Source organism: Bacillus sp. FSL R7-0166 (assembly GCF_038008935.1).
In the GTDB taxonomy this organism is placed as follows: Bacteria; Bacillota; Bacilli; order Bacillales; family Bacillaceae; genus Bacillus; species Bacillus altitudinis.
This window is the reverse complement of the sequence record NZ_JBBPAC010000001.1, coordinates 1,541,941-1,566,018: the sequence shown is the minus strand read 5'-3', so window position 1 is coordinate 1,566,018 and position 24,078 is coordinate 1,541,941. Positions and strand designations below refer to the sequence as shown.

The following is a 24,078-nucleotide window of genomic DNA, read 5'->3' as shown; positions in this document are numbered from 1 at the left end:
CTCTGATTAACCTGCAAATCGATCTAAATTCGAGAACAGCTCTGTTGTAAATGACACAATTGTTGAAAGCATCCACGGACCAAACACAACAAGTCCAATGAGCACTGCAACAATTTTTGGAATGAACGCAAGCGTCTGTTCTTGGATTTGGGTTGTCGCCTGAAACACACTGACAATTAGTCCCACGATTAGTGCGAGCGCAAGAAGCGGCCCGCTGACAAGTAAAACAACATACACTGATCTTTCAGCCATCGTAATGACAAATTCTGAACTCATGTTTTAAGCACCTACTCTAAAAGCTTTGCAGCAAAGATTTAACAATCAAATACCATCCATCAACTAATACAAATAACAATATTTTGAAAGGGAGCGATATCATAACCGGCGGAAGCATCATCATCCCCATCGACATCAGGACACTTGCGACCACCATGTCAATAATTAAAAATGGAATAAAAATCATAAAACCAATTTGAAATGCCGTCTTTAATTCTGAAATTGCAAATGCTGGTACCATCGCCGTTAAGGGAATATCTTTAATCGATTCAGGGGTATCCATTTTTGCGTAACTAAGAAATAAAGCCAAGTCTTTCTGTCTCGTATGTTTACTCATAAACTCTTTAATTGGCACTTCGGCTTTTTCATAGGCCTGATTTAACGTAATATCATCATTTAAAAGCGGCGTGAGTGCCTCTTTATTAATCTCTGAGAACGTGGGTGCCATAATAAAAAATGTGAGAAACAAAGCAAGTCCTACAAGCACTTGGTTTGGCGGCATTGAGTTGGTTGCAAGTGATGTTCTGACGAACGAAAGAACAATCACAATCCGTGTAAAACAGGTCATTAAAATAAGAATGCCTGGTGCAACTGAAAATACAGTTAACAATAAAAGAAGACGGACAGATGTGCTAATATTCCCTGCGCCACTGGAATTAAATAAATCGATAAACTCATTCATTTTGTTTCGGGCCTTTCTTTCTGACTTCTGATTGGGTCTTTTTCAATTCGGCTAGCTGCGCCTTTAAATTGGCTGAAAAAGAAGAAGTGGTCGGCTGATCGTGTTTCTTCACTTGCGATGTCAATTTTTGCATCATTTTCGGTAAGTCAGTCTTACTTTCCATCGCTTCTTCGTATTGTTTCACAATCGCTTCGCATTCTTGTTCATCATCGATTTCTTTTAGCAGATGGATTGAGTCTGCTACACCAACAACTAACACTCGTTTGCCCACTTTGATTAGCTGAACTGAACGATTTTGACCAACCGTCGTTCCGCCAATATTTTCAACATAGCGAAATGGCTTGAGTAAGCGGTTTTGCTTTCCAACAAATCTCACCAATCCGTAAATGAGCAGGATGACAAAAAGTAAGGCACCAATCATTTTGACAAAATCCATAATGGAGACAGAAGAAGAGGGAACTTCTTCTGCCGGATTCGTTTGATTGTCAGTGGTTTTCTTTTCTGTATCCTTTTTGCTTTCTTTCTCATCTTTGATCCAATCATTCACCATGCCATTTTCAGGATCTTTTGTTTCAGCAAACAGTGAGGCGGGCTGCGCTGTCAAGAAAAGCATAAAACTGATCATTGCTATAAATATCAAACGTTTTTTCAACAAGTCTTACACCCTTTTTTAGCCTAACGTTTTATTAATTGCTTCAAGTACACGGTCTGCCTGGAATGGCTTCACGATAAAGTCTTTTGCACCTGCTTGAATGGCATCTATAACCATTGATTGTTGTCCCATCGCTGAGCACATAATGATTTTTGCAGAAGCATCGATTTGTTTAATTTCTTTTAATGCTGTGATCCCGTCCATTTCTGGCATTGTGATATCCATTGTGACTAGATCAGGAGATGTTTCTTTATATTTTTCAACAGCTTGTGCGCCGTTTTCTGCTTCTCCTACTACATCAAATCCATTTTTTACAAGAATATCCTTAATCATCATTCTCATGAATGCTGCATCATCTACGATTAATACCTTAGTAGCCATTTACTTATTCTCTCCCTATATGTTTGTTTATTTTAAATTAGAAAGTCTTTCAGACTGACTTAAAATGTCAGTCACACGTACACCAAAGTTCTCATCAATGACAACAACTTCTCCTTTGGCGACGATTCGTTTGTTGACCAGAATGTCGACTGGCTCACCTGCAAGTTTGTCCAGTTCAATGATACTTCCAGCGGAAAGTTCAAGTACTTCTTTCACACTGCGCTGCGTTCTTCCAAGCTCCACTGTAATGGAAAGTGGAATATCCATCAGCATATCAAGATTACCGAGCTGACTTGTTGTATGCTGAGGCTCACTAAATGCCTCAAATTCAACTGGCGCCACATTGACAGGTTCTGCCGGCTTTGGCTTCGCCTGTCTTTTCGGCGGTGCCGATTGCTGCATAGGAGCAGATTGTGCTTGCGGAGCAGCCTGCTGTGGTTCAGGTGCACTCTGAGGTGCTTCTTGAACCGGCTCTTCTTCCGCTGGGTCTGTTAATTCTGCAATCAAATCTTTCGCAAACGTAATAGGGTAAAGCTGCATAATATTTGAATCTATGAGTTCACCTATCGTTAATCTAAAGGACACTTTGACAAGCATCTCTTCAGCTGGAATGCGGTCTGTGCCTTCTCCTTCTTTCACATCAAGCAGCTCAACGCGAGGCGGAGAAATATCAATCTTTTTATTAAAGACTGTTGACATGGACGTCGCTGCTGAACCCATCATTTGGTTCATCGCTTCTTGTACTGCACTTAAGTGAATTTCACTTAACGACGGGTCAGCATTTGTTCCATCTCCGCCCATCATTAAATCCGCAATGACTGCCGCATCGGTTTGCTGGATGACAAGCAAGTTACTAGCGCTGAAGCCTTCCGTATAATTCACTTCAATTGCGACATACGGATGAGGAAATTCCTCATTCAGCTTGCTTTTTTGAATCACTGTGACAGTTGGAGTTGTAATCTCCACTTTTTGACTTAATAGGGTTGAAAGTGCTGTTGCAGAGCTTCCAAATGATATATTTCCGATTTCCCCAATGGCATCTTGTTCCATTGCAGAAAGGAGTGTATCAGGCTCTATATCGTCATTGCTGCCTCCTTTAAGGAGCGCATCGATTTCATCTTGTGATAATTTACTTCCGTTATTCTCCATCTTCTTCACCTCTTATGTCGTGATCTAGAATTTGAATCGCCTGTTTCCGATTCACGCGGCCGGCCTGTCCCAAGAATTTCGGTTTATTTCCGACCATAACAGTAAGAGGCGCATTTACTGGTTTGTCCAAGGCAATACAATCACCAATTTCCAAATTCAAAAACTCTTCCACCGTCATTTCCGATTGTCCAAGCTCTGCGACTACCGGTATTTTCGCCGTCATAATCCGTTTTTCAATGGCCTTTGTTTCTTCTTGTTTCGGTTCATTTCGTTCCGATTGCATCCAGTAGTGTACAGACAGCTTCGGAATAATAGGCTCTAATACTACGTGAGGAATACAGAGGTTAATAACCCCGCTTACCTCACCAATTTGTGTATTAAGAGAAATGACGACAACTGTTTCGTTTGGTGACACCATTTGAACAAACTGGGGATTTACCTCGAAATCTGCCATTTCTGGCTCGATGTCGGTTATGGACTGCCACGCTTCTCTGTAGTTTTCCAAAGCTCCCTCAAACATGTTTGAGATAATCTTTGTTTCGATTTCTGTCAGTGATTCTGTCTTATTATGACTAATGCCAATCCCACCCATCAGCCTATCCATCATGGCATAGCCAATCGTTGGGTTCACTTCAAGCATGATTCTTCCTTCAAGCGGGCTGACGTAAAATAAGTTTAATAATGTCATATTAGGAATCGAACGAATAAATTCTTCATATGGCACTTGGTCAACCGAGCTGACAGAAATTTGAATATATGATCTTAGCTGCGCTGAAAAGTGTGTGGTAAGCAGTCTAGCGAAGTTATCATGAATTCTTGTTAAACTTCGAATCTGGTCTTTTGAAAAGCGCAGTGCACGTTTAAAGTCATACACTTTCACTTTTTTCGTCGTTTCTTCTTTTTTCAGCTCTTCTGCATCCATTTCGCCTGTTGATATGGCGGATAATAATGCATCGATCTCATTCTGGGAAAGCACTTCTCCTGACATTTCTTCACCTCCATCGTGTCAATTAATCGCCTCTATTGCAGATTAAAGGAGGTTATATAAACTTCTTTCACCTTGCCATCTTGCAAATAGTTATTCACTTTGTTTTTGACCTGTGTTTTAAAATGTTCTCTGCCTTTTTTGCCATCAAGTTCATCTGCATTCGTGTCTGATAAAATGTCAATCACGGCATCTTTCACTTGGAAGCTTCTTTTTTCAAGCTCTTCTTTGGCTTTTTCTGAATCTGTTTCAATATTTAGTACAAGTTTAACCGCATTTCCTTCAGATTTTAAATTGGTCACAATCTCAGGAATTTCAACAGAAGCTTTTACGACTTCATCTGCTGTTGGCTCTTTTTCTGCTTTTGCTTCGTCTGACCCATTCACCAGAAAGACAATACCAGCTCCAATTCCGACGATAGCAATAATCATGATTAGCATTACTACGACTAATTTCTTCTTCATTCAAACTCCTCTATTCCTTGATTCAATGAAATGACTTGGATTTTTCTATAGAAAGAAATGATTTTCTCCTGAAGCTGCTCTTCATCTTCTTTCACAACGAATTTCTTTCCATTGGCGAGTGTAATGGTCGTGTCTGGAAAGCTTTCGATTTGCTCGATATGGAGAGCGTTGAGCATAAATCCTTTGCCATTTAATCTTGTCACTTCAATCATATTAAGCAGAGAAGCGATAAACCGCTCCCCCTACCTCCTATCGTTTCAGATTCACAAGTTCTTGCAGAATTTCATCAGATGTTGTGATCGTCTTTGCATTCGATTGGAATCCACGCTGTGCGATAATCATTTCTGTAAACTCGTCTGTTAAATCAACGTTTGACATTTCAAGTTTACCTGTTTGAAGTTCACCTGTTCCTTGAGTTCCAGGAGCCATGGCATTACTTGGTGCACCGGAACTGAGTGTTTGGCGATATAAGTTATCCCCAACTTTATCTAGTCCTCCTGCATTACTGAAAGACACAAGTGATACTTGTCCAACAGTACGAGAAACGTTGTTCTCAACTACAGAAACGGTCCCATCTGGCCCAACACTAACACTTGACACATTGTCTCGTGGAATGTTGATTCTTTGCCCATCCATCCCAAGAAGATAGTTTCCATCAGATGTTATCAGATCCCCATTTGAATCAGGTTTGAAGTTCCCTGTTCTTGTAAATAGGATTTCACCTTGCTTTTCAATACGGAAAAATCCATCTCCATTAATATAGAAATCATATGGTTCGTCTGTATTTTGAGAAGAACCTGATGTCATGATTTTATCAATAGAAGATAAAGCTGATCCTAATCCAACTTGTTTTGAGTTGATTGAACCAGAGTTATTCGTCGGTCCACCAGAACTTGCAATGGTTTGACTGACCATATCTTTAAACGTGATACGGCTTTTTTTGTATCCGTGTGTATTGACGTTGGCTACGTTATTGGCTACAACATCTAATTTTGTTTGGAAGTTTTTCATTCCGCTAATTCCTGAGTAAAGTGAGCGTAACATTTATTTTCCTCCTCGATTTGCTTACGATTTTTCTCCAACAGTTGTAACGTCCCAAGGGCTGATTTTCGTTCCATCTTCTAAATATAGGAAGTATTCATTGTTTATGTTTTTCACAGACTTCACAATGCCAGATATGTCTTTATCATCTTGTTTACCCTCTACTTCTTTACCAATCCAGCCTACATATGTCGTAAATGGATCTTGGTGTGCAACGAATGTAGACATGATCTGATTCATTTGAGTGATAGATTCGTTCATATTCATTTGCTGTTCTAAAGAAGAAAATGTTGCAAGCTGTGTGACAAACTCACGGTCATCAATCGGGTTTGTCGGATCTTGGTTTTGAAGCTGCGTAAGCAAGATTTTCAAGAACTGATCTCGGCCAAGTGTATCTGTTTTCTTTGCTGCGTTTGAAGAAGTGTCCGCTTGTGCGGCTGTTCTATTCGTCGCATCAACAGTTGCCATTAGATCTCCTCCTCTTCTTCTTCTGATCCAACAAGCGCATCCAGTACATCTTGGAATTCAGCTTCCTGTTCATCAGGCTGCTGGAAACTTTGTCCTTTTGATGGCTGCTGCTTGCCTTCCTCATTAAATTGTCCAAAAGACGGCTGATCATTTGACTGAAGCGGTATATGGAAACGGTCAACTTGAACCGACATATTCGGTAGCGCCTGCTTGAGCTGCGGCAGATGATGCTCGAGCAGCTCTTTTGCTGCTTGCGTTGAAGCTGTAATTTTACTCGCATACATTCCGTTTTGTTTCGTTAGCTGGATGGTAATAAACCCTAGATTTTCTGGATTTAATCGTACGGTAAACCGTCCGCTTGAATTGCCAAATGGTGTGAACTTCATTTGTTTCCACGTATTTAAAATCTGCTGATCAACCGTGCCTGGCTTTTCGTCAGTTGTTTGCGTCTGCTGCACAGGAGCAGCTAATTGCAGTTGGAAGAACTGTTTATGCCCTGGAAGCAGCGTATGGGTGATTGTTTTTTCAGAAGCAGGTGCCGTAGTGCCTTGACCTTTGGTGACTTCTTTTTTCATAAGCCATTCAAGTGAGGCAGCACCTTTTGCTGGAGATGAGAAGGAAGATTCTTGCCTCGGAGCAACCATTTCTTTTAACTCTCCTAAGGAAATTTTCCACTCTTTATCTGACCCTTTCGCATTCGCCATCATATGATCGATTAACTGATTAAAGTGTTTCAGCTCGCTTTGCGACATATTATTCAGCTTAGGTGCCGATCCTTGCGAGAAGAACTGCTCTTTTACTTGTTGAATGAGCTTTTCATCTGCTCCGTTTTTCGTTAGAAACTTGATGAAATCTTCACCTTTTGCTTGAATATCCTGTACAAGTTTTGCATCAAAGCTCACCGGCTGCTGATTCAGTATTTGATATAAGAAAAAGTGGACTTGTATGAGCTGTTCACTATGTTCAGCAACTGGCTTCTCATCCTGATCGCCATAGATAACCGATTCCATCTTTTGAAATAGCTCTTCAAGTGACTTTAAGTCAGCCCCTTCAAGCTTTTGACCTTGCAGCGCCTGAAGTGCCGCAAGAAGATCTCCATCTATTCCTTCTTCAGGTGATTGCATCCATTTTTCAATGATTTGCATCGCATCATTCATGGATAGATTGGTTTCCGCCGGCTGAGAAATAGCTGGACCACTTTGAATACCTGCGCCATTTAACAATTGTTTAAACAGGCCGCGAGCAGATACTGCCCCCTCTCCCTTTAGTCCCGAGAGACCTTGGGAAGATTGCTGTAAGGCTCCAATGTCCAATAGCTTCACTTATTGTCCACCTCCATTTTCACTTTCTTCTTTTTTGGCAAGCTCCTTCGTGAACGTTGCTGCCTTCTGAGGTGTCAGTTTTGCTAATATGTCCGTCAGCTTATTTTTACTCAGCTCTTCAAGGATCTTCAAAGCTTCTTTATCACTTAGCTCTGATAGAATTTTGGCAGATTTCCCTGCATCCATGCTTTCATAAATGCTGGCGACCTTTCCTTTTGATTGCTGATTAGAAGATGCTGACGAATCAGAGGAAGATCCTGATGCGTTATTACTTGATGATGTACTGTTTGATGAACTGTCACTTGCTGACGTGTTCTCTTTATCAGATGTTTTTTCAAGTGAATTGATTTTTTGATTCAATCGTTTAATCTCTTCATCACTTGTCTTCAAGTCTTTTTGAGCAATTTCAAGTTCATTCTCTTGTTCTTTAATCGTCTTTTTCAACGCTTTCAACTCTGTATCACGTTGATCGTTATTTGAAGATGACGTTTTTGATGTGTCATCTGATCCAACCAAGCTGCTAATCCCCGGAATGTTTTGGAGCGGTTTCTTTAGATCATAACCTGCCATATAAAGGATTGTGCCCGTTACAATCACAAGCACAACCAATGGGATAATGACAATAAACAAGATCCATTGAAATTTACCGCCGCCGCTTGATTCCTTTGTTTTTTCCTTCTTAGGCATTCATCTCGACTCCTAATGTCCTTGAAACATGAATTGGCTGATAGAGATATCATCCATTTCTTTCATTTCAATTGCCTTATGTTCAAGGGAGAACTTTTCAAATTGCTTTTCTTTCATTTTTTCAAACTTTTTAAACTCAATATTTTTTTCAGTTAAATCAGATTGCTTTTCATTCATTTGATGGCGTTTCATGATCACAAGCTGCTGATAATGATGAATGGTGTTATCTAAGTTCGTCACAAATTGTTGGTAATGACGCATTTCTTGAACACTCATCCCACTTCTCAGCTTTTCTTCTTTGCTCTTTTCCATTAGCTCTTTTTTACTCATATTTTCATAGAGTTTTTCAGCGGCTTGCTCAAATGCCGAAACGGATTGTTGATACGCTGCGAGTGATTTGTCTTTTTCACTTTCTTTCAATTCTAAGAGCTTTTGAAATTTGTATTGATATCTCACTGTTTTTGTCAATCCTCTCTATTCATCAAACTGAGCAATATCCTCACGCTGTCTTCAATCGATACAGCCTCTTCAACGTCCTGCTTCAAAAATGAAATCAGTTGTGGGTAAGCTTGCATGGCCTCATCAATATCTTTAGAGGAGCCTTTTTTATATGCTCCAATGTTAATGAGGTCTTCAGCGTTTTGATATGTGGATAAAAGCTGGCGGAACCGGTTAGCCGCTTCCTTGTGATCATGACTTGCGATATTACTCATGACACGACTGATACTTTTCAGAATATTGACAGCTGGAAACTGTCCTTTGTTGGCCAGTGCACGATCAAGTACTATGTGGCCATCTAAAATCCCCCGCACTGTATCAGCGATCGGCTCATTCATATCGTCACCATCAACAAGCACTGTGTAAAACGCTGTGATGGAACCAAGTTGATTTGTACCAGTTCGTTCTAACAATTTTGGCAGTATAGCGAACACTGAAGGCGTATATCCTTTTGTTGTTGGCGGTTCGCCTGTTGCAAGTCCTATTTCTCGCTGTGCCATGGCGACCCTTGTGACAGAATCCATCATAAACATGACATTTTTGCCTCTGTCTCTGAAATATTCAGCAATGGCCGTTGCAGTATAGGCTGCTTTTAATCTTGTCAGTGCGGGCTGATCTGAAGTTGCGACAACAACAATCGAACGCTTCAGTCCTTCAGCTCCTAAATCTTTTTCGATAAACTCGCGAACTTCACGTCCACGCTCTCCAACAAGTGCAATGACATTGAGATCCGCTTCTGTCTGCTTGGCAATCATCCCCATCAAGGTACTTTTACCAACACCGCTTCCCGCGAATATGCCAATTCTTTGACCAGTGCCGACTGTGAGCAAGCTGTCAATCACTCTGACACCAACGCCCATTTTTTCACGAATAGGCGGTCTGTCCATCGGGTTTGGAGGAGATTGTTCTGTTGAGACAGGTGCAAGTCCTTTAGGAAGCATGCTGCCGTCCAGTGGATCACCGAAGGCATCAACAACCTGCCCGATTAAACCAGTTCCTACTTTGACCTTTAACGACTCACCTGTTGCTTCAACAAGACTGCCTGGTGAGATGTTAGAGGCTTCTACGTAGGGCATGAGCAAAATGTTTTCATCTTTAAAGCCAACGACTTCTGCTTTGATCGGATGATTCTTGCTCCCTTTTTTGTGAATCAGACATACATCACCGATTGAGCTTTCTGGCCCCTTGGACTCGATCATCAGTCCAACAACTCGATTGACTTTACCAAAACGTTTATAAGGATCGGCAGTTTCAATCGTTTCTTTTAGCACATCTATGTTCATTTGTGATCACCTGAATCAATGACTTCTAATAACTTTTCTTTTAACTGATTCATTTGGGTATCAACACTCGCTTCCACTTTTCCAAAGCTTGTTTCGACGTAACAAGTACCTTTTGGTGCTTTTTCATCCGAGTAAATGGCAAGATGTGTATTCTTTTGAAGGATTCTATTTAATTCATCTTTATATTCCATCACATGCTCGTAATGTGCAGGGTCGACATAGATGGAAATATCGTCATATTCTTTCACTTCTGAAATGACCTGCTTCACTAGCGTTAAAAATTGTTCTTTTGTGTCCTCAACTGCATTCCATACTCGTTTAGCGAGCTCAAACGCAAGTTCGACAATTTCTTCAGCAGAGCTTTCGATTTTTGCTTCATAGTCCTGCTTTGCAAGGCTGACAATGTCATTCGCTTGATCAAGAATCGATTGATACTGTAAATTCGCATCTGCTTCGCCCTTTTGAAAACCATCTTGATATCCTGTTTGTTTTGCTTCTTCAATGAGCTGTACTCTTTCTGCTTCAAAATCAGCTCGCCGCTGATTGATTTCAGCCATTGTTTGTTCCAGCTCACGATTTGCTTTTTCTAAAATACGGCTTGCTTCATCTTGTGCATCACTTAATACAAGCTGAGATGCTTCTGTCTCGTTGACAAGCTCTTCTTCGTGATGTTCTCTTTTGAATTCCACTTGCTGTAAGGGAATGGTTTGACGGCCTTGTTCAGGAATAACAGATGTTTCATGTTTGATAATCCTAGACAATGATATCGTCTCCTCCACCTCGAGCTATGACGATTTCTCCAGCCTCTTCAAGTCGTCTTACGATACTGACAATACGAGTCTGTGCTTCCTCGACATCTCTAAGCCGGACAGGTCCCATAAACTCCATTTCTTCTTTGAACGTTTCGACCATACGTTGCGACATGTTGCGGAAGACAATTTCTTTGACTTCTTCGCTTGCCACTTTGAGTGAAAGCAGTAAATCGTCATTTTCAACATCTCGAATCACGCGCTGAATGGCTCTGCTATCAAGAGTGACAATGTCTTCAAAGACAAACATACGTTTCTTAATTTCATCAGCAAGCTCAGGATCTTGAATTTCCAGTGTATCTAAAATGGTTTTCTCCGTTGCACGGTCTACACCATTCAGGACTTCGACTACCGCTTCGACTCCGCCCGTTTGGGTATAATCTTGCGTAAAGGTTGAAGACAGCTTTTGTTCAAGAATACGTTCCACCTCATTGATGATCTCTGGAGATGTGCGGTCCATTAAAGCAATTCTTCTTGCAACCTCGGTTTGTACTTCCTCGCCTAACTCAGATAAAATCTGTCCAGCCTGTACCGGATCTAGGTAGGAAAGAATGAGCGCAATGGTTTGTGGATGCTCATGCTGGATAAAGTTTAAAATTTGCTCTGGGTCAGCCTTTCTAGCAAAATCAAATGGTTTCACTTGAAGTGAGGATGTTAAGCGATTTAAGATGCTGTCCGCTTTGTCCTCACCAAGCGCTTTTTCAAGCACTTGTCTTGCGTACATCAGACCGCCTTGTGATATGTAGTCCTGCGCGATGGCAATGCTGTGAAATTCTTCGATGATCTCATCTTTTTTAGCAGTATCTACACTTCTTACATTGGAAATTTCTAATGTTAATTTTTCTATTTCGTCTTCAGACAGATGTTTGTATACAGATGCTGACACGTCTAGCCCTAAGGAAATCATTAGGATTGCTGCTTTTTGTCTGCCTGTTAGTCGATTTGGATCTTTTCTCGACATGTGTATTCCTCCTAATCCTCGGACAGCCAGCTGCGTAGCAATTTAGCAAAGTCTTCTGGTTTATCTTTTGCCATTTTTTCAAGCTGATTTTTTCTCACCATTTCTTCTGTTTCTGGCTCAGTATCGATATCAGGAACATGAATTGGTGTACGTTCATCAAACTCAAACTCTTCTTCCTCATCTTTTCTTCGCTTACGTACGAGAAGGATAATGAGAGCGATAATGGCAAGTAGTAGCACACCGCCAACAATATAAACCCAAATCGGAATATTGTTTGAAGGGTTTTCTGCTGCCGTTTGCTGTTTACCGTCTAATTTTGATACAGATAAAACGATTTTGTTATCTAAGTCTGCTTGAGTGAGCGCTTGACCGTTTGTGTATTCTTTATCAATCGATGTACTGATGATGGTTGAAAGAATTTTTTTGATATCATCCTGCCTTTCAGCAGTTAATGAGGTCGGATCGTTTGCAGTAGGTGGTTCAACCAGTGCCTGAATGCCAACGTCTCTGATTTTATAAGGACTTTCTTTGATATCTTTATGAATGCGGTTGACTTCATAATTGATACGATCTTCGCTCTTTTCGTAATCTCCGCTTCCATTCGTTCCATCGGCACCTTGATAATTTGTGACATCATCGTCACCTGTTCCAGCGGTGCCTCCAGCTGCTGCGCCATTACCTGAATAAGTTTCAGCAATCTTTTCAGCGCTGACAGCAATTCCTTGCATGTTTTCTTGATCAACTGGTTCGACAAGATCTTCTTTTCTTTTTTCTTCAGTAAAATCAATGTCTGTAGTGACCGATACGGCAACTTTCTCTTGACCCATCATCGTTCCAAGCAGCTGTTGAATTTTTCGTTGAAGATTCTTTTCAATCTCCTCTTTTTTCTGCTGCTGTGCATCCATTCCACTTGCATAGGAATCTGAGCTGCTGTTTAAGTCATAGTAGTTGGAATCTTGGTCCATAATGACAATGTTTTCTGTTTTTAAATTCGGCACACTTTTTGAAATAAGATGATAAAGGCCTTTTACTTGTTGCTGAGTAAGCGTGTAGCCTGGTTGAACTTGCAGCACAATTGATGCTGATGCATTACTTTGCTCTTCTCCAACAAAAACGGAATCTTTTGGCAGGTTAATCATAACCTTTGAATCTTTAATCCCATCAATCGTGTTGATCAGATTGGATAGTTCTGTCTGAGTTGCGTCTACTTTCAGAACATCAAATTCATTATCTGTTAAACCGAAGCCGGAATTGTTCGCAAAGAAGGAGTAGTCAATATTCCCCGTTTTAGGAAGTCCTTCTGATGCGAGTGTGACTTTTAAAGTGTCTGCTTGCTTTTCTGGAACTAAAATCGTCGTTCCGTTATTTGCAAGTTCCGATTTAACGTTTTTGCCATCCAGTTCCTGTTTGATTTGTCCTGCTTCTGCCTCAGACAAATCTCTAAACAACGGAACCATTTTTTCAGAAGAAGCAAAGATGCTAACAACCGTAATAATGATTGCTAGGGCAGCTACGCCGCCAATCATGAGTATTTTTTGTAATTTTGATCGATTTCGCCAAAACTCAACTGTTTTTGTTCTTAATTGCATTAAAGTACGATTCATCTTAACCCCCGGTCATTCCATTCAGTCTATTTTTTGTCCACCAGCACCTCCTACATCTGCATTCTCATAATCTCTTGGTACGCTTCGACTGCTTTATTCCGAAACTCGGTTGCAGCTGTGAGTGTCACACTCGCTTTTTGTGAAGCAATCATGACTTCATCGAGATTGACATCTTTCCCTTGTGCGAGAGCATTCGTATACTGGTCTGATTTCAGCTGTGATTGATTTAATGCCTCAATGGAATTCTTCAGCACATCAGAGAAATTCGTTTGACTTTTAGGTGCAGCCGCCTGCACAGACGATGCATTCGTCAATTCACTTGCTTGCTGAGCGGTTTGAAGCTGGAAAGGAGATATTGCGTTAACCAATTCTTTTCACCTTACTTTCCTATTTCTAAAGCTTTCATCAGCATGCTTTTATTCGCATTCAGCGCAGTCACGTTTGCTTCATATGATCTTGAGCTGCTGATGAGATCAACCATTTCCTTTAATGGATCAACGTTTGGTGTTTGAACATATCCATTTTCATTGGCATCGGGATTTGTAGGATCATATTGAAGGTTGAATGGAGTTTCGTCTTCAGTAATTTTCGTTACTTTGACGCCGTTTCCTAATTTGCCGCTCGAATTCATGCTTGAGTTCAATATAGATGAAAATGATTCACCTGACGGCTGTAATGTGACGAGCTTGCGTCTATAAGGCTCCCACTCGCCATCAACCTGTTTAGCTCTTGTTGTATCCATATTCGCAAGGTTTGAGGATACAACGTCCATTCTGAGCCTCTGTGCTGTTAATGCTGAGGCCGAAGCGTTAACGCCTGAAAAAATTGACATCACTTACCTCCTGTCAAAACTGTTTTAAGAGAATTGAACTTTCCGCTCATTCTTTCAACCAACGCATTATACTGAATTTGGTTTTTAGCGAGTTCACTCATCTCTTGATCAATATCGACATTATTTCCGTTTTCTTGATAAGAAGTACGGTTACTCGAAACAACTGAATAATTAGACCCTGTTTTAGAAAAATCAATGTGACCTTGGTATGTTTTTTTAGCATCTAATTTGATTGACGCATCATTTAGCATGTCGTGGAATGCAACTTTTTTAGACTTGTAGTTCGGTGTGTCTATATTCGCGATATTATTGCTTATGACTTTTTGCTTAACATTCGCTCTGCCCAAGGCATTCTCAAGGTTGCTTATCGTTCCAGAAAATATATCCAAAACCATATACCTCCAATCATATGTATTTCATTCCATTTAATCATGTCGAGATTTGTAAAACCATATGTTCATTGTAAGAAATAATAGGATTAAAGTCTATGATGTAATTGTAAAAAAAACTCGTAATATATATCTATTTTACGAATAGGTATAAAGACCTAGATTCAAAGCACTACAGAATTGTAAGGGGTTTCTTGGAAAAAAGAGTGTCATTTTTCGGACAAATCCTCTTTTTTTATACAAAAAAACCCTTTTCAGCGTTTATTTCGGCCGAAAAGGGTTTTTTGATTAGTGAGATTTTAAATTTTCAAGTTCAATTAAAAATTTGTTGTTTAATACTTTGATGTATGTTCCCTTCATTCCAAGAGAACGAGATTCAATAACGCCTGCACTTTCTAATTTACGAAGTGCGTTTACGATCACTGAACGAGTGATTCCTACACGGTCAGCAATCTTGCTTGCCACAAGCAGCCCTTCGTTTCCATCAAGTTCTTCAAAGATATGCTCAATCGCTTCAAGCTCACTATATGAAAGAGAGCTGATCGCCATTTGAACAACCGCTTTACTTCTTGCTTCTTCTTCAATTTCTTCCGCTTTCTCGCGAAGAATCTCCATTCCAACAACTGTTGCGCCGTATTCAGCAAGAATTAAATCATCATCTGTGAATGTATCTTGCAAACGAGAAAGGATTAACGTCCCTAAGCGGTCTCCGCCTCCGATGATTGGCACAATCGTTGTCAAACCTGATTGGAATAAATCACGGTTCTCAATCGGGAAAGCTGTGTACTCACTGTTGATGTCAAGGTTTGAAGATGTTTCAGGGACATTGAATAAGCTTTTTGTATATTCTTCAGGGAACTGACGATCTTCCAGCATTTTTTTCATACGTGCATTTTCAATCTGCTGGTTAATGGAGTAGCCAAGAAGCTTCCCTCTTCTGCTTAATACGAAAATGTTTGAATCAATGACATCTCTCAGTGTTTCTGCCATTTCTTTAAAATTAACCGGTTTCCCCGCTGCATCTTGCAGCATCGAGTTAATAATCCTTGTTTTTTGTAGTAACGCCATAATAATGATCCTCCTAGATTACTTTATTCATTTGTTAAAGTATAAATTGACTTAAGTCTTTGTTATTTGCAATCTTTCCTAGCTTCTCTTCTACATACTGAGGGGTAATAGTCACTGTTTCCATTGTAATATCAGGCGCCTCAAATGAGAGCTCTTCTAGCAGCTTCTCAAGTATGGTGTGAAGCCTTCTTGCACCGATGTTATCCGTCTCCTGATTGACGTGATAAGCCACTTCGGCAATCTTATGAATAGCATCGTCAGAAAATTCAAGAGATATACCTTCTGTTTCAAGTAAAGCCTTATATTGCTTTAATAACGCGTTATCTGGTTCCGTTAAGATTTTCACAAAGTCTTCTATACTTAATTTATCTAATTCTACACGGATTGGGAAGCGCCCTTGAAGCTCTGGAATCAAATCCGAGGGTTTCGCCATATGAAAAGCGCCTGCTGCTACAAATAGAACATGATCTGTTTTCACAGCCCCATACTTCGTCATCACAGTGGAACCTTCTACAATCGGTAAAATATCACGTTGAACCCCTTCACGAGAAACATCTGCAGACGATGCACCACCGCTTTTGGCAATTTTATCGATTTCATCGATAAAGATGATTCCTTGCTGCTCTGCTTTTTGCACGGCTTCCTGACCGACTTCATCCATATCAATCAGTTTTGAAGCTTCCTCAGCAGTTAACGCTTTTCTCGCTTCTCTGACGGTCAGCTTTCTGCGTTTTTTCTTTTTAGGCATGAGATTGCTAAGCGCATCCTGCATGTTCATACCCATTTGCTCCATACCCGAGCCTTGAAGCATATCAAACATGGAAGGCTGCTGCTCTTCAACTTCAATCGTGACGTAATGGTCTTCAAGTTCACCCATCGCCAGCTGGTGCGCAATGCGTTTTCTCGTCGACTCAAGCTCTACTTCTTCACTTGAGTGATCTCGATCACTTTCATCAGCATCAGAACCACCAAACAGCATCTCAAAAGGATTTTTCACAGACTGACTTTTTTTCTTTCCAGGAACAAGTAGATGAACAAGCCGTTTGTTTGCTTGTTTTTCCGCTTCTTCTTGAACATCCTTCATTTTTTCTTCTTTGACTAGTCTGATTGCTGTTTCCACTAAATCTCTGATCATTGATTCTACGTCACGTCCGACATATCCAACTTCAGTAAACTTCGTCGCTTCCACTTTAATGAAAGGTGCACCAGAAATCCTTGCAATTCTGCGGGCAATTTCTGTTTTCCCCACACCTGTCGGACCAATCATTAAGATGTTTTTAGGAACGACTTCATCCTTTAGCTTATCATGTAAAAGACTTCTTCTGTAACGGTTTCTTAAAGCCACCGCCACTGCTTTTTTCGCATCAAGCTGACCAATAATGTACTGATCGAGCTTTTCAACTATCTCTCTTGGGGTGAACGGCTTTTTCTCCATACGTCTCATGTCCTTTCTATTCAAGCTCTTCTAAAGTGATTTGATCGTTCGTGTAGACACAGATTTCTCCGGCCGTTTCAAGAGCCGCCTTTGCAATCTCTCGAGCTGAGAGATGGTCACCTGCATGTTTTTTGAGTGCTCTCCCGGCGCTAAGCGCGTAGTTACCGCCTGACCCGATAGCCAAAATGCCATCGTCTGGCTCGATGACCTCTCCTGTTCCAGATACGAGCAGGATGCTTTCTTTATTCATGACGATCAGCATGGCCTCAAGCTGTCTGAGCATCTTGTCACTTCGCCATTCTTTCGCCAGTTCTACAGCTGCTCGTTTTAGGTTACCACCGTATTCTTCAAGCTTCGTTTCAAACTTCTCAAAGAGTGTAAATGCATCTGCAACTGAACCAGCAAAACCTGCGAGTACTTTGCCTCCGAAAAGACGGCGCACTTTTTTTGCTGTGTGTTTCATGACGACAGCCTGCCCAAAAGTGACTTGACCGTCCCCAGCCATCGCACTTTTCCCTTTATGTTGAACGGCAAAGATTGTGGTTGCATGAAATGATGACATGAAAAAACCTCCTTTTAGGATCGTTTAAAAGCCCTTGGGTGATGAGACATGTACGTTTTTCTTAAAGAATCTTTTGATACATGCGTGTACACCTGTGTTGATGATAAATTTGAGTGACCGAGAAGTTCTTGAACACTTCTTAAATCCGCTCCCTCGTTTAAAAGATGCGTAGCAAAGGTGTGCCTTAACATGTGAGGATGGATATGTAATGTGCCAGATGCCTTTTTCATTAATTCAGTGAGAATGAATCGAACGCCTCTGTCTGTAAGAGGAGCTCCGCGCTGATTCAAAAACACATGTGAATCAGCACGATCCTTTCCCTTCACTTTCAGCTTCTGCCTTCCATCCTCTAAATATGTGGAGAGCGCTTCATGTGCATAAGAGCCGAAAGGTACATACCGCTGTTTGCTGCCTTTCCCATGAACAAGCACTGTATCCATCGATAAATCAAGATCAGATTCTTTTAATGAACATAACTCACTAACCCTCATACCTGTTGCATAAAGAAGTTCTAAAATGGCTTGATTTCTTTGACCAAGCGGTGTATTTACATCAGAAACTGTAAATAGCTCTTTTAGTTCCTCTTCATACAAAAATGAAGGAATTCGCTTATCCTGCTTTGGTAAGCTAACGAGTAAAAAAGGATTTTCTTTCACAAGCTGTTCTCTTAATAAAAATTTATAAAAGCTGCGAAGTGCAGAGACTTTCTTACTAATCGTTCTTCTTGTAAGGCCTTTTTCATAAGCTTCTGTTAAATAAATTCTCGTATCTTGATAGGATACCTCTTCAAAACCGTCTATTCCTTGAATGTTCATAAATCTGACAAACTCTTCAATCGCCTCAGTATAACCTGAGATCGTTAAAGCTGAATAGTTCTTTTCAATCTGCAAATATTCAATGAATAAGTGGACAAGACGCTGTTTATCTGTCATTTTTACACCTCTTTAAGGCTTTTAAATGGTATCACATATCTTGCTTCCCGTGCAATGTTTTACTACAGAGATTTCGAAATAGTTTGAATAGTTTCGATTGCGCGTTTAGCGTACTCTGCATAGCGCTCTTGTTTGTTTTTAATTCGAACGCCAAGATCTTTCAGCAAGCCAAAGTTTGCATTCATCGGCTGGAAGCTTTTCTTGTTTGTTGATGTGATGTAGTAAGCCATACTGCCAATCGCTGTTTCTTCTGGAAGTGTCACAAGCTCTTCTCCTTTAACAAAACGAGCTGCGTTGATTCCAGCCACTAGTCCTGAAGCCGCGGACTCAACATATCCTTCAACACCAGTCATTTGTCCGGCAAAGAATAAGTCGTCTCTATTTTTAAATTGATACGTCGGTTTTAGAAGGCTTGGCGAGTTAATAAATGTATTACGGTGCATCACACCATAACGAACAATCTCTGCCTCTTCAAGACCTGGGATCAAACGAAATACTTCCTTTTGATCGCCCCACTTCAGATGTGTTTGGAAACCAACAATATTATATAAAGTACCTGCTGCATCATCCTGTCTTAATTGAACAACAGCGTAAGGTCTTTTTCCTGTTTTCGGATCTTCAAGTCCAACTGGTTTCATCGGTCCAAAGAGCATGGTTTTTTTCCCTCTTTTGGCCATGACTTCAATGGGCATACAGCCTTCGAAGAAGATTTCTTTTTCAAACTCTTTTAACGGCACAGTTTCAGCCGAAATGAGCGCCTCATAAAAACGATCGAATTCTTCTTCTGTCATCGGACAGTTTAAATAAGCCGCTTCCCCTTTATCATAACGTGATTTCAAGTACACTTTATCCATATCGATGCTGTCTTTCTCGAGGATCGGCGCTGCTGCATCGTAGAAATATAAATACTCTTCACCTGTTAAAGATTTCAATTCTTTTGAAAGTGCTTCTGATGTAAGAGGACCCGTTGCGATAATCGTCGGACCTTCTGGAATGCTTTGCACTTCTTCTTGAAAGACGGTCACATTCGGGTGATTTTTCACACGGTCTGTGACGTTAGCTGCAAATTCATGACGATCTACTGCAAGCGCTCCACCAGCAGGAACCGAGCTTTCATCTGCTGCTGCGATGATTGCTGAATCTAAATGACGCATTTCTTCCTTTAAAACACCGACTGCGTTCGTTAAAGCATTCGCACGCAATGAGTTACTGCATACGAGCTCCGCAAATTTATCAGTGTGGTGAGCTGGTGTTTGTTTGACAGGTCTCATTTCATACAGATGGACTTTAATTCCGCGCTTGGCAATTTGCCATGCCGCTTCACTTCCTGCTAAACCTGCTCCGATCACATTTACAAATTGACTCATTGTACAACTCTCCTATTTCGTAAGTTCTATTTAATGACATAAAAAAGCAGGTGAACAAGGCTGCTCACCGCTATTTTTGTTGTTCCTCTTTATAATCACAGTTCACACATTGAACTTGAATGCCTTTTTTCAGCTTTTTCTCTACAAGCATATTTTCGCATTTTGGACACTTTCTTTCAATTGGTTTGTCCCAAGAGACGAATTCACACTCTGGAAAACGATCGCAACCGTAAAAAATGCGGCGCTTCTTAGATTTCCGTTCAACGATATTTCCTTCGTGACAAGTCGGGCATTTGACACCAATATCTTTGACAATTGGTTTTGTGTTACGGCAGTCAGGGAAATTAGAGCATGCCATGAACTTACCGTATCTCCCCATTTTGTACACCATTGGATGACCACACTCTTCGCAATCAACTCCGGCGTATTCAGGCTCGATCTCAACTTCCTGCATCTCTGCTTCTGCTTTTTCTACCCTTTTTGCAAAATCTTGATAGAAACTGTCGATAATGCGTACCCATTCAATCGTACCTTCTTCAACGCTATCAAGTTCTTTTTCCATTTTCGCAGTAAATTCTACGTTAATGATTTCAGGGAAGAATTCAATAATTAAGTTGAGCACAATCTCTCCAAGCTCTGTTGGAATAAACCGTTTGTTATCAAGTGCCACGTAGCCGCGCTTTTGAATGGTATCTAATGTTGGTGCATACGTCGATGGGCGGCCGATACCTAGCTCTTCAAGGGTTTTGACAAGTCTTGCCTCAGTGTAACGTGGAGGCGGCTGCGTGAAGTGCTGCTCTGGTTCAATATCTTTTGAAAGAACGGTATCCCCCTCTTTCAGATCAGGAAGCATTTTGTCCTTTTCTTCTAACTGGTCGTCCTTCCCTTCAACATATACTTTCATAAATCCAGGGAATTTCACCTTACTTCCATTTGCACGGAAAGTAAGCCCGTTATTTTCAAGATCCACACTCATTGTATCAAGAACAGCTGGTGCCATTTGGCTTGCCACAAAACGTTCCCAAATCAATTTATAAAGACGAAGCTGATCTCTACTTAGCACGTGTTTGACATCTGCTGGTTTTCTTAGCGTAGAAGTCGGACGGATGGCTTCGTGAGCATCCTGTGCATTTTCGTTCTTTTTGGCAGTACGTTTTGTTGTATTCAAGAAATTCTTGCCGTACGTTTGATCAATGAAAGCAGATACTTCTTCAATTGCCGTATTGGAAATACGTGTTGAGTCCGTTCTCATATATGTAATGAGACCTACTGTACCTTCTTTACCAAGATCAATTCCTTCATATAATTGCTGTGCAATCATCATCGTTTTCTTCGCACGGAAGTTTAGTTTTCTCGCTGCCTCTTGTTGTAAGGTAGATGTTGTAAACGGAACAGCTGGGTTGCGTTTACGTTCTTTTTTCGTCACTTTTTCAACAGAAAACTTGCTTCCTTTTAATTTCGCAAGGATTTCTTTTACATCTTCTTTTGTTTTTAGCGGATGTTTTTTGCCATTTACGCCAAAGAAACTCGCTTCAAAACTTTCTTTCCCTTTTAGGAAGGTGCCATCAATTGTCCAGTATTCTTCTGGTTTGAATTCATTAATTTCATTCTCGCGGTCAATAATCAGGCGGAGTGCAACTGATTGAACACGACCGGCGCTTAAACCCTTTTTGACTTTCTTCCATAAAATCGGGCTGATTTTATATCCAACGAGACGATCTAAAATCCGTCTTGCCTGCTGCGCATCAACCAAGTCCATATCGATCATACGTGGATGTTTAAAGGAATCTTTAATTGCATCTTTTGTAATCTCGTTAAAGACAACGCGGCAATCTGAAGAGAGGTCAAGGTCAAGGCTGTGGGCTAAATGCCAAGCAATCGCTTCTCCCTCTCTGTCGGGGTCAGCTGCGAGATATACTTTTTTTGCTTTCTTCGCTGCTGTTTTTAATTCTTTTAAGACTGGACCTTTTCCTCGAATCGTAATATATCTCGGTTCGAAGTCATGCTCAGTGTCAACACCAAGCTGACTTTTCGGTAAATCCCTTACATGCCCCATTGAAGCCTTTACTTTATACTTTTTTCCTAAATAACGCTCAATCGTTTTCGCCTTTGCTGGCGACTCAACGATGACTAAATAATCAGCCATACTCAAAATCCCCCTTAAGAGGTGTTCTCTCTTTATCCATTTCACAAATTTATATTTATGTTAATTGCACCTATCTAACAGGCAATCGTTAAAAATTCTTTATGATGAACATCATTATAAACACGAAAAACAAAGTGTAAACTTAAATCCTCACTATTATTAAATATTCCGATGTCTTTTGTCAAACGATATTTTTATGGGAGTTCAGTATATTGAACACCGCTCAAGGAGAATTCCTCTAAAATATCCTTCGTTGAATGAACAAGCTTGGCACCTTGCTGAATCAGTCTAGCTGGACCTATAGAATTAGAATCAAAGATCGATCCTGCAACAGCAAACACTTCTTTTCCTTGCTCTAATGCCTGATAGGCTGTAATAAGCGATCCGCTCTTTTCTTTGCATTGAACCACGATGGTTCCTCTTGTCAGGGCACTAATTAATCGGTTTCTCATTGGAAAATGCCATTTTTCTGGTTTGATATAAGGCGGATGCTCTGACAACAGTAAATGATGTTCTCCCATATATTGAGCCATTTGCACATGTTCTTTTGGATATACATGTTGAAAGCCACCAGCTACAACACCAATCGTTTTTCCTTTTTTTCTTATGCACTCTTTGTGTGCAAGTCCATCAATTCCTTTTGCTAAACCGCTCACAATCATCCAATCTTCCTCTACTAGTTCTCCAACAATTTTCTTCACGCACGCTTCTCCATAACAGGATGGCACTCGTGTACCTACTACACCTAAACTTTTTTCTTCATTTAAATAGGTAACGTTTCCTTTTAGGAATAATACTGGGGGAGGATCATAAATGTGTTTTAGTGAGCTGGGATATAAAGGTGATGTGATGGGAATCATGTGAATATTTTGCTTTAAATAGGCTTGAACGATGTGTTGAAAAATGGGGAATTCATTTTCTTCAGCTTGTTGTAAGCGGGTAAAGTCGATCTTTTGTAATGATCGATCCTGTTTGAAATGATGTGTTTCTTCATTTATATATAGCTCAGGATCGACTTTCCACCATTTTGTTAACAAAGAGGGTGAGATGAGGCCTTTTAAGCGGTGAAAAATCATTCTTTCGGACACGTTGTACATACCATTCCTCCAGTTTAAGATAGAAAGAAGAAGACTTGTCAAAGAACAAGTCTTCTTGTGTCATTAATGCGTTTTACAAGCTTCGAAGAGATTCTTCTCTTTTAACACTTTAATTAAGGTTTCTCCCATGACAGATGGTGTCTCTGCCACTTCAATTCCACATTCACGCATTGTTTTTACTTTTTCATCAGCAGTTCCTTTACCACCAGAAATAATGGCACCAGCATGTCCCATACGTTTTCCTGGAGGCGCTGTTTTACCGCCAATAAAGCCAACAACCGGCTTGGTCATATTTGCTTTTACCCATTCAGCTGCTTCTTCTTCAGCAGTACCGCCGATTTCACCAATCATGATCACAGCATGCGTTTCAGGATCTTCATTGAAGGCTTTTAATACATCAATAAAGTTCGTACCATTGACAGGGTCGCCGCCAATTCCTACAGCTGTTGATTGACCAACACCAGCCTCTGAAAGCTGATGTACCGCTTCATATGTAAGCGTTCCAGAACGAGACACAACACCAACATGACCTTTTTTATGAATGTAGCCAGGCATGATGCCAATTTTACATTCTTCAGGTGTAATCACACCAGGACAGTTCGGTCCAACAAGTCTTGTCTTCTTACCTTCCATATAGCGTTTCACTTTAACCATATCCAGAACTGGAATGTGTTCTGTGATACAAATCACTAGATCCACTTCTGCATCAACAGCCTCTAAAATGGCGTCTGCTGCAAATGGTGCTGGTACATAGATAACAGAAGCATTTGCTCCAGTTGTCTGTACTGCTTCAGATACAGTATTAAATACAGGAACTCCCTCTACTTCAGTTCCACCTTTTCCAGGTGTGACACCGCCAACGATATTTGTTCCATACTCAATCATTTGTTTTGTATGGAATAATGCGGTTGAACCGGTAATCCCCTGAACAATTACTCTCGTATTTTTATTAATAAATACACTCATTTAGGTTCCCTGCCTTTCTGCT

General features: G+C 40.6%; 28 protein-coding genes. All 28 read right to left on the bottom strand.

The genetic code is table 11. The features are described 5' to 3' along the window. Positions 1-6 precede the first annotated feature (6 nt). Positions 7-276 carry a flagellar biosynthesis protein FliQ gene (gene fliQ, locus NST01_RS08035; protein ID WP_003211206.1) on the bottom strand — a complete coding sequence of 90 codons (270 nt, stop codon included), beginning with the start codon at positions 274-276 and terminating at the stop codon, positions 7-9. 16 nt (positions 277-292) lie between these two features. After that, positions 293-958 (bottom strand): flagellar type III secretion system pore protein FliP, encoded by a 666-nt coding sequence (gene fliP, locus NST01_RS08030; RefSeq protein WP_007499580.1) that lies wholly within the window; start codon positions 956-958, stop codon positions 293-295. Further along, positions 951-1,610, bottom strand: a complete 660-nt coding sequence (gene fliZ / locus NST01_RS08025) for a flagella biosynthesis regulatory protein FliZ (RefSeq protein WP_046343533.1) — start codon at positions 1,608-1,610, stop codon at positions 951-953. The genes fliP and fliZ overlap by 8 nt, the downstream gene beginning before the upstream one ends. Positions 1,611-1,628: 18 nt before the next feature. Continuing rightward, positions 1,629-1,991 carry a response regulator gene (locus tag NST01_RS08020; protein ID WP_007499584.1) on the bottom strand — a complete coding sequence of 121 codons (363 nt, stop codon included), beginning with the start codon at positions 1,989-1,991 and terminating at the stop codon, positions 1,629-1,631. Between the two features lie 27 nt (positions 1,992-2,018). Next, complete coding sequence (gene fliY / locus NST01_RS08015; protein WP_007499588.1) at positions 2,019-3,140, bottom strand: flagellar motor switch phosphatase FliY; 1,122 nt, start codon at positions 3,138-3,140, stop codon at positions 2,019-2,021. Then, positions 3,130-4,128 (bottom strand): flagellar motor switch protein FliM, encoded by a 999-nt coding sequence (gene fliM / locus NST01_RS08010; protein WP_008354483.1) that lies wholly within the window; start codon positions 4,126-4,128, stop codon positions 3,130-3,132. The genes fliY and fliM overlap by 11 nt, the downstream gene beginning before the upstream one ends. 32 nt (positions 4,129-4,160) lie before the next feature. After that, entirely contained in the window at positions 4,161-4,589 is a 429-nt protein-coding gene (gene fliL, locus NST01_RS08005; protein ID WP_007499592.1) for a flagellar basal body-associated protein FliL, read from the bottom strand. Next, the gene (locus NST01_RS08000; protein WP_008344794.1) at positions 4,586-4,801 is read right to left on the bottom strand and encodes a flagellar FlbD family protein; all 216 of its coding nucleotides are present in this window, start codon (positions 4,799-4,801) and stop codon (positions 4,586-4,588) included. The genes fliL and NST01_RS08000 overlap by 4 nt, the downstream gene beginning before the upstream one ends. Before the next feature lie 37 nt (positions 4,802-4,838). Continuing rightward, a complete protein-coding gene (gene flgG, locus NST01_RS07995) occupies positions 4,839-5,633 on the bottom strand; it encodes a flagellar basal body rod protein FlgG (protein ID WP_007499593.1) in 795 nt (264 codons plus the stop codon). A gap of 21 nt (positions 5,634-5,654) precedes the next feature. Further along, a complete protein-coding gene (flgD, locus tag NST01_RS07990; RefSeq protein ID WP_035392066.1) occupies positions 5,655-6,098 on the bottom strand; it encodes a flagellar hook assembly protein FlgD in 444 nt (147 codons plus the stop codon). Continuing rightward, positions 6,098-7,420, bottom strand: a complete 1,323-nt coding sequence (gene fliK / locus NST01_RS07985) for a flagellar hook-length control protein FliK (RefSeq protein WP_048002827.1) — start codon at positions 7,418-7,420, stop codon at positions 6,098-6,100. The genes flgD and fliK overlap by 1 nt, the downstream gene beginning before the upstream one ends. Beyond that, positions 7,421-8,107: a MotE family protein gene (locus NST01_RS07980; protein WP_017359089.1), complete on the bottom strand. Its 687-nt coding sequence runs from the start codon at positions 8,105-8,107 to the stop codon at positions 7,421-7,423. A 12-nt stretch (positions 8,108-8,119) separates the two neighbouring features. Then, the gene (gene fliJ / locus NST01_RS07975) at positions 8,120-8,563 is read right to left on the bottom strand and encodes a flagellar export protein FliJ (RefSeq protein ID WP_024720352.1); all 444 of its coding nucleotides are present in this window, start codon (positions 8,561-8,563) and stop codon (positions 8,120-8,122) included. An 8-nt stretch (positions 8,564-8,571) separates the two neighbouring features. Beyond that, complete coding sequence (gene fliI, locus NST01_RS07970; protein WP_008344803.1) at positions 8,572-9,888, bottom strand: flagellar protein export ATPase FliI; 1,317 nt, start codon at positions 9,886-9,888, stop codon at positions 8,572-8,574. Continuing rightward, positions 9,885-10,649 (bottom strand): flagellar assembly protein FliH, encoded by a 765-nt coding sequence (gene fliH / locus NST01_RS07965; RefSeq protein WP_048002828.1) that lies wholly within the window; start codon positions 10,647-10,649, stop codon positions 9,885-9,887. Before fliH ends, fliI begins: the two co-directional genes overlap by 4 nt. Beyond that, on the bottom strand, positions 10,642-11,658 hold the full coding sequence (gene fliG / locus NST01_RS07960) for a flagellar motor switch protein FliG (RefSeq protein ID WP_017367244.1): 1,017 nt from the start codon (positions 11,656-11,658) through the stop codon (positions 10,642-10,644). The genes fliH and fliG overlap by 8 nt, the downstream gene beginning before the upstream one ends. Positions 11,659-11,669: 11 nt before the next feature. Continuing rightward, positions 11,670-13,262, bottom strand: a complete 1,593-nt coding sequence (gene fliF, locus NST01_RS07955) for a flagellar basal-body MS-ring/collar protein FliF (RefSeq protein WP_007499608.1) — start codon at positions 13,260-13,262, stop codon at positions 11,670-11,672. Between the two features lie 50 nt (positions 13,263-13,312). After that, positions 13,313-13,630 (bottom strand): flagellar hook-basal body complex protein FliE, encoded by a 318-nt coding sequence (gene fliE / locus NST01_RS07950; protein ID WP_007499609.1) that lies wholly within the window; start codon positions 13,628-13,630, stop codon positions 13,313-13,315. A gap of 11 nt (positions 13,631-13,641) precedes the next feature. Further along, on the bottom strand, positions 13,642-14,094 hold the full coding sequence (gene flgC, locus NST01_RS07945) for a flagellar basal body rod protein FlgC (RefSeq protein ID WP_008344813.1): 453 nt from the start codon (positions 14,092-14,094) through the stop codon (positions 13,642-13,644). Further along, the gene (flgB, locus tag NST01_RS07940) at positions 14,094-14,483 is read right to left on the bottom strand and encodes a flagellar basal body rod protein FlgB (protein WP_017359092.1); all 390 of its coding nucleotides are present in this window, start codon (positions 14,481-14,483) and stop codon (positions 14,094-14,096) included. Before flgB ends, flgC begins: the two co-directional genes overlap by 1 nt. A gap of 288 nt (positions 14,484-14,771) precedes the next feature. Next, entirely contained in the window at positions 14,772-15,551 is a 780-nt protein-coding gene (gene codY, locus NST01_RS07935) for a GTP-sensing pleiotropic transcriptional regulator CodY (protein WP_007499612.1), read from the bottom strand. A gap of 34 nt (positions 15,552-15,585) precedes the next feature. Then, positions 15,586-16,986 (bottom strand): HslU--HslV peptidase ATPase subunit, encoded by a 1,401-nt coding sequence (hslU, locus tag NST01_RS07930; protein ID WP_341041747.1) that lies wholly within the window; start codon positions 16,984-16,986, stop codon positions 15,586-15,588. Positions 16,987-17,002: 16 nt separating this feature from the next. Beyond that, complete coding sequence (hslV, locus tag NST01_RS07925) at positions 17,003-17,548, bottom strand: ATP-dependent protease subunit HslV (protein WP_007499614.1); 546 nt, start codon at positions 17,546-17,548, stop codon at positions 17,003-17,005. A gap of 14 nt (positions 17,549-17,562) precedes the next feature. Continuing rightward, positions 17,563-18,480: a tyrosine recombinase XerC gene (gene xerC / locus NST01_RS07920; protein ID WP_007499616.1), complete on the bottom strand. Its 918-nt coding sequence runs from the start codon at positions 18,478-18,480 to the stop codon at positions 17,563-17,565. Positions 18,481-18,542: 62 nt separating this feature from the next. Further along, the gene (trmFO, locus tag NST01_RS07915; protein ID WP_007499618.1) at positions 18,543-19,847 is read right to left on the bottom strand and encodes an FADH(2)-oxidizing methylenetetrahydrofolate--tRNA-(uracil(54)-C(5))-methyltransferase TrmFO; all 1,305 of its coding nucleotides are present in this window, start codon (positions 19,845-19,847) and stop codon (positions 18,543-18,545) included. Positions 19,848-19,917: 70 nt separating this feature from the next. Then, positions 19,918-21,993, bottom strand: coding sequence for a type I DNA topoisomerase (gene topA / locus NST01_RS07910; RefSeq protein ID WP_046526653.1), 2,076 nt, complete (start codon positions 21,991-21,993; stop codon positions 19,918-19,920). Between the two features lie 194 nt (positions 21,994-22,187). After that, positions 22,188-23,090, bottom strand: a complete 903-nt coding sequence (dprA, locus tag NST01_RS07905; protein ID WP_213406616.1) for a DNA-processing protein DprA — start codon at positions 23,088-23,090, stop codon at positions 22,188-22,190. A gap of 63 nt (positions 23,091-23,153) precedes the next feature. Then, positions 23,154-24,056, bottom strand: a complete 903-nt coding sequence (sucD, locus tag NST01_RS07900; protein ID WP_007499624.1) for a succinate--CoA ligase subunit alpha — start codon at positions 24,054-24,056, stop codon at positions 23,154-23,156. Between the last annotated feature and the right edge of the window lie 22 nt (positions 24,057-24,078).

Coding starts and splice junctions, on each gene's coding strand:
- trmFO (WP_007499618.1), bottom strand. CDS start 19,847: ATGAGTCAATTTGTAAATGTGATCGGAGCAGGTTTAGCAGGAAGTGAA.
- NST01_RS08000 (WP_008344794.1), bottom strand. CDS start 4,801: ATGATTGAAGTGACAAGATTAAATGGCAAAGGATTTATGCTCAACGCT.
- fliP (WP_007499580.1), bottom strand. CDS start 958: ATGAATGAGTTTATCGATTTATTTAATTCCAGTGGCGCAGGGAATATT.
- flgC (WP_008344813.1), bottom strand. CDS start 14,094: ATGTCAATTTTTTCAGGCGTTAACGCTTCGGCCTCAGCATTAACAGCA.
- fliM (WP_008354483.1), bottom strand. CDS start 4,128: ATGTCAGGAGAAGTGCTTTCCCAGAATGAGATCGATGCATTATTATCC.
- flgD (WP_035392066.1), bottom strand. CDS start 6,098: ATGGCAACTGTTGATGCGACGAATAGAACAGCCGCACAAGCGGACACT.
- fliQ (WP_003211206.1), bottom strand. CDS start 276: ATGAGTTCAGAATTTGTCATTACGATGGCTGAAAGATCAGTGTATGTT.
- sucD (WP_007499624.1), bottom strand. CDS start 24,056: ATGAGTGTATTTATTAATAAAAATACGAGAGTAATTGTTCAGGGGATT.
- topA (WP_046526653.1), bottom strand. CDS start 21,993: ATGGCTGATTATTTAGTCATCGTTGAGTCGCCAGCAAAGGCGAAAACG.
- dprA (WP_213406616.1), bottom strand. CDS start 23,090: ATGTACAACGTGTCCGAAAGAATGATTTTTCACCGCTTAAAAGGCCTC.
- hslU (WP_341041747.1), bottom strand. CDS start 16,986: ATGGAGAAAAAGCCGTTCACCCCAAGAGAGATAGTTGAAAAGCTCGAT.
- flgG (WP_007499593.1), bottom strand. CDS start 5,633: ATGTTACGCTCACTTTACTCAGGAATTAGCGGAATGAAAAACTTCCAA.
- codY (WP_007499612.1), bottom strand. CDS start 15,551: ATGGCGTTACTACAAAAAACAAGGATTATTAACTCGATGCTGCAAGAT.
- NST01_RS07980 (WP_017359089.1), bottom strand. CDS start 8,107: ATGCCTAAGAAGGAAAAAACAAAGGAATCAAGCGGCGGCGGTAAATTT.
- fliL (WP_007499592.1), bottom strand. CDS start 4,589: ATGAAGAAGAAATTAGTCGTAGTAATGCTAATCATGATTATTGCTATC.
- fliG (WP_017367244.1), bottom strand. CDS start 11,658: ATGTCGAGAAAAGATCCAAATCGACTAACAGGCAGACAAAAAGCAGCA.
- hslV (WP_007499614.1), bottom strand. CDS start 17,548: ATGTCATCATTTCATGCAACCACAATCTTTGCCGTTCAACATAAAGGG.
- NST01_RS08020 (WP_007499584.1), bottom strand. CDS start 1,991: ATGGCTACTAAGGTATTAATCGTAGATGATGCAGCATTCATGAGAATG.
- fliF (WP_007499608.1), bottom strand. CDS start 13,262: ATGAATCGTACTTTAATGCAATTAAGAACAAAAACAGTTGAGTTTTGG.
- fliY (WP_007499588.1), bottom strand. CDS start 3,140: ATGGAGAATAACGGAAGTAAATTATCACAAGATGAAATCGATGCGCTC.
- fliI (WP_008344803.1), bottom strand. CDS start 9,888: ATGAACATAGATGTGCTAAAAGAAACGATTGAAACTGCCGATCCTTAT.
- xerC (WP_007499616.1), bottom strand. CDS start 18,480: ATGACAGATAAACAGCGTCTTGTCCACTTATTCATTGAATATTTGCAG.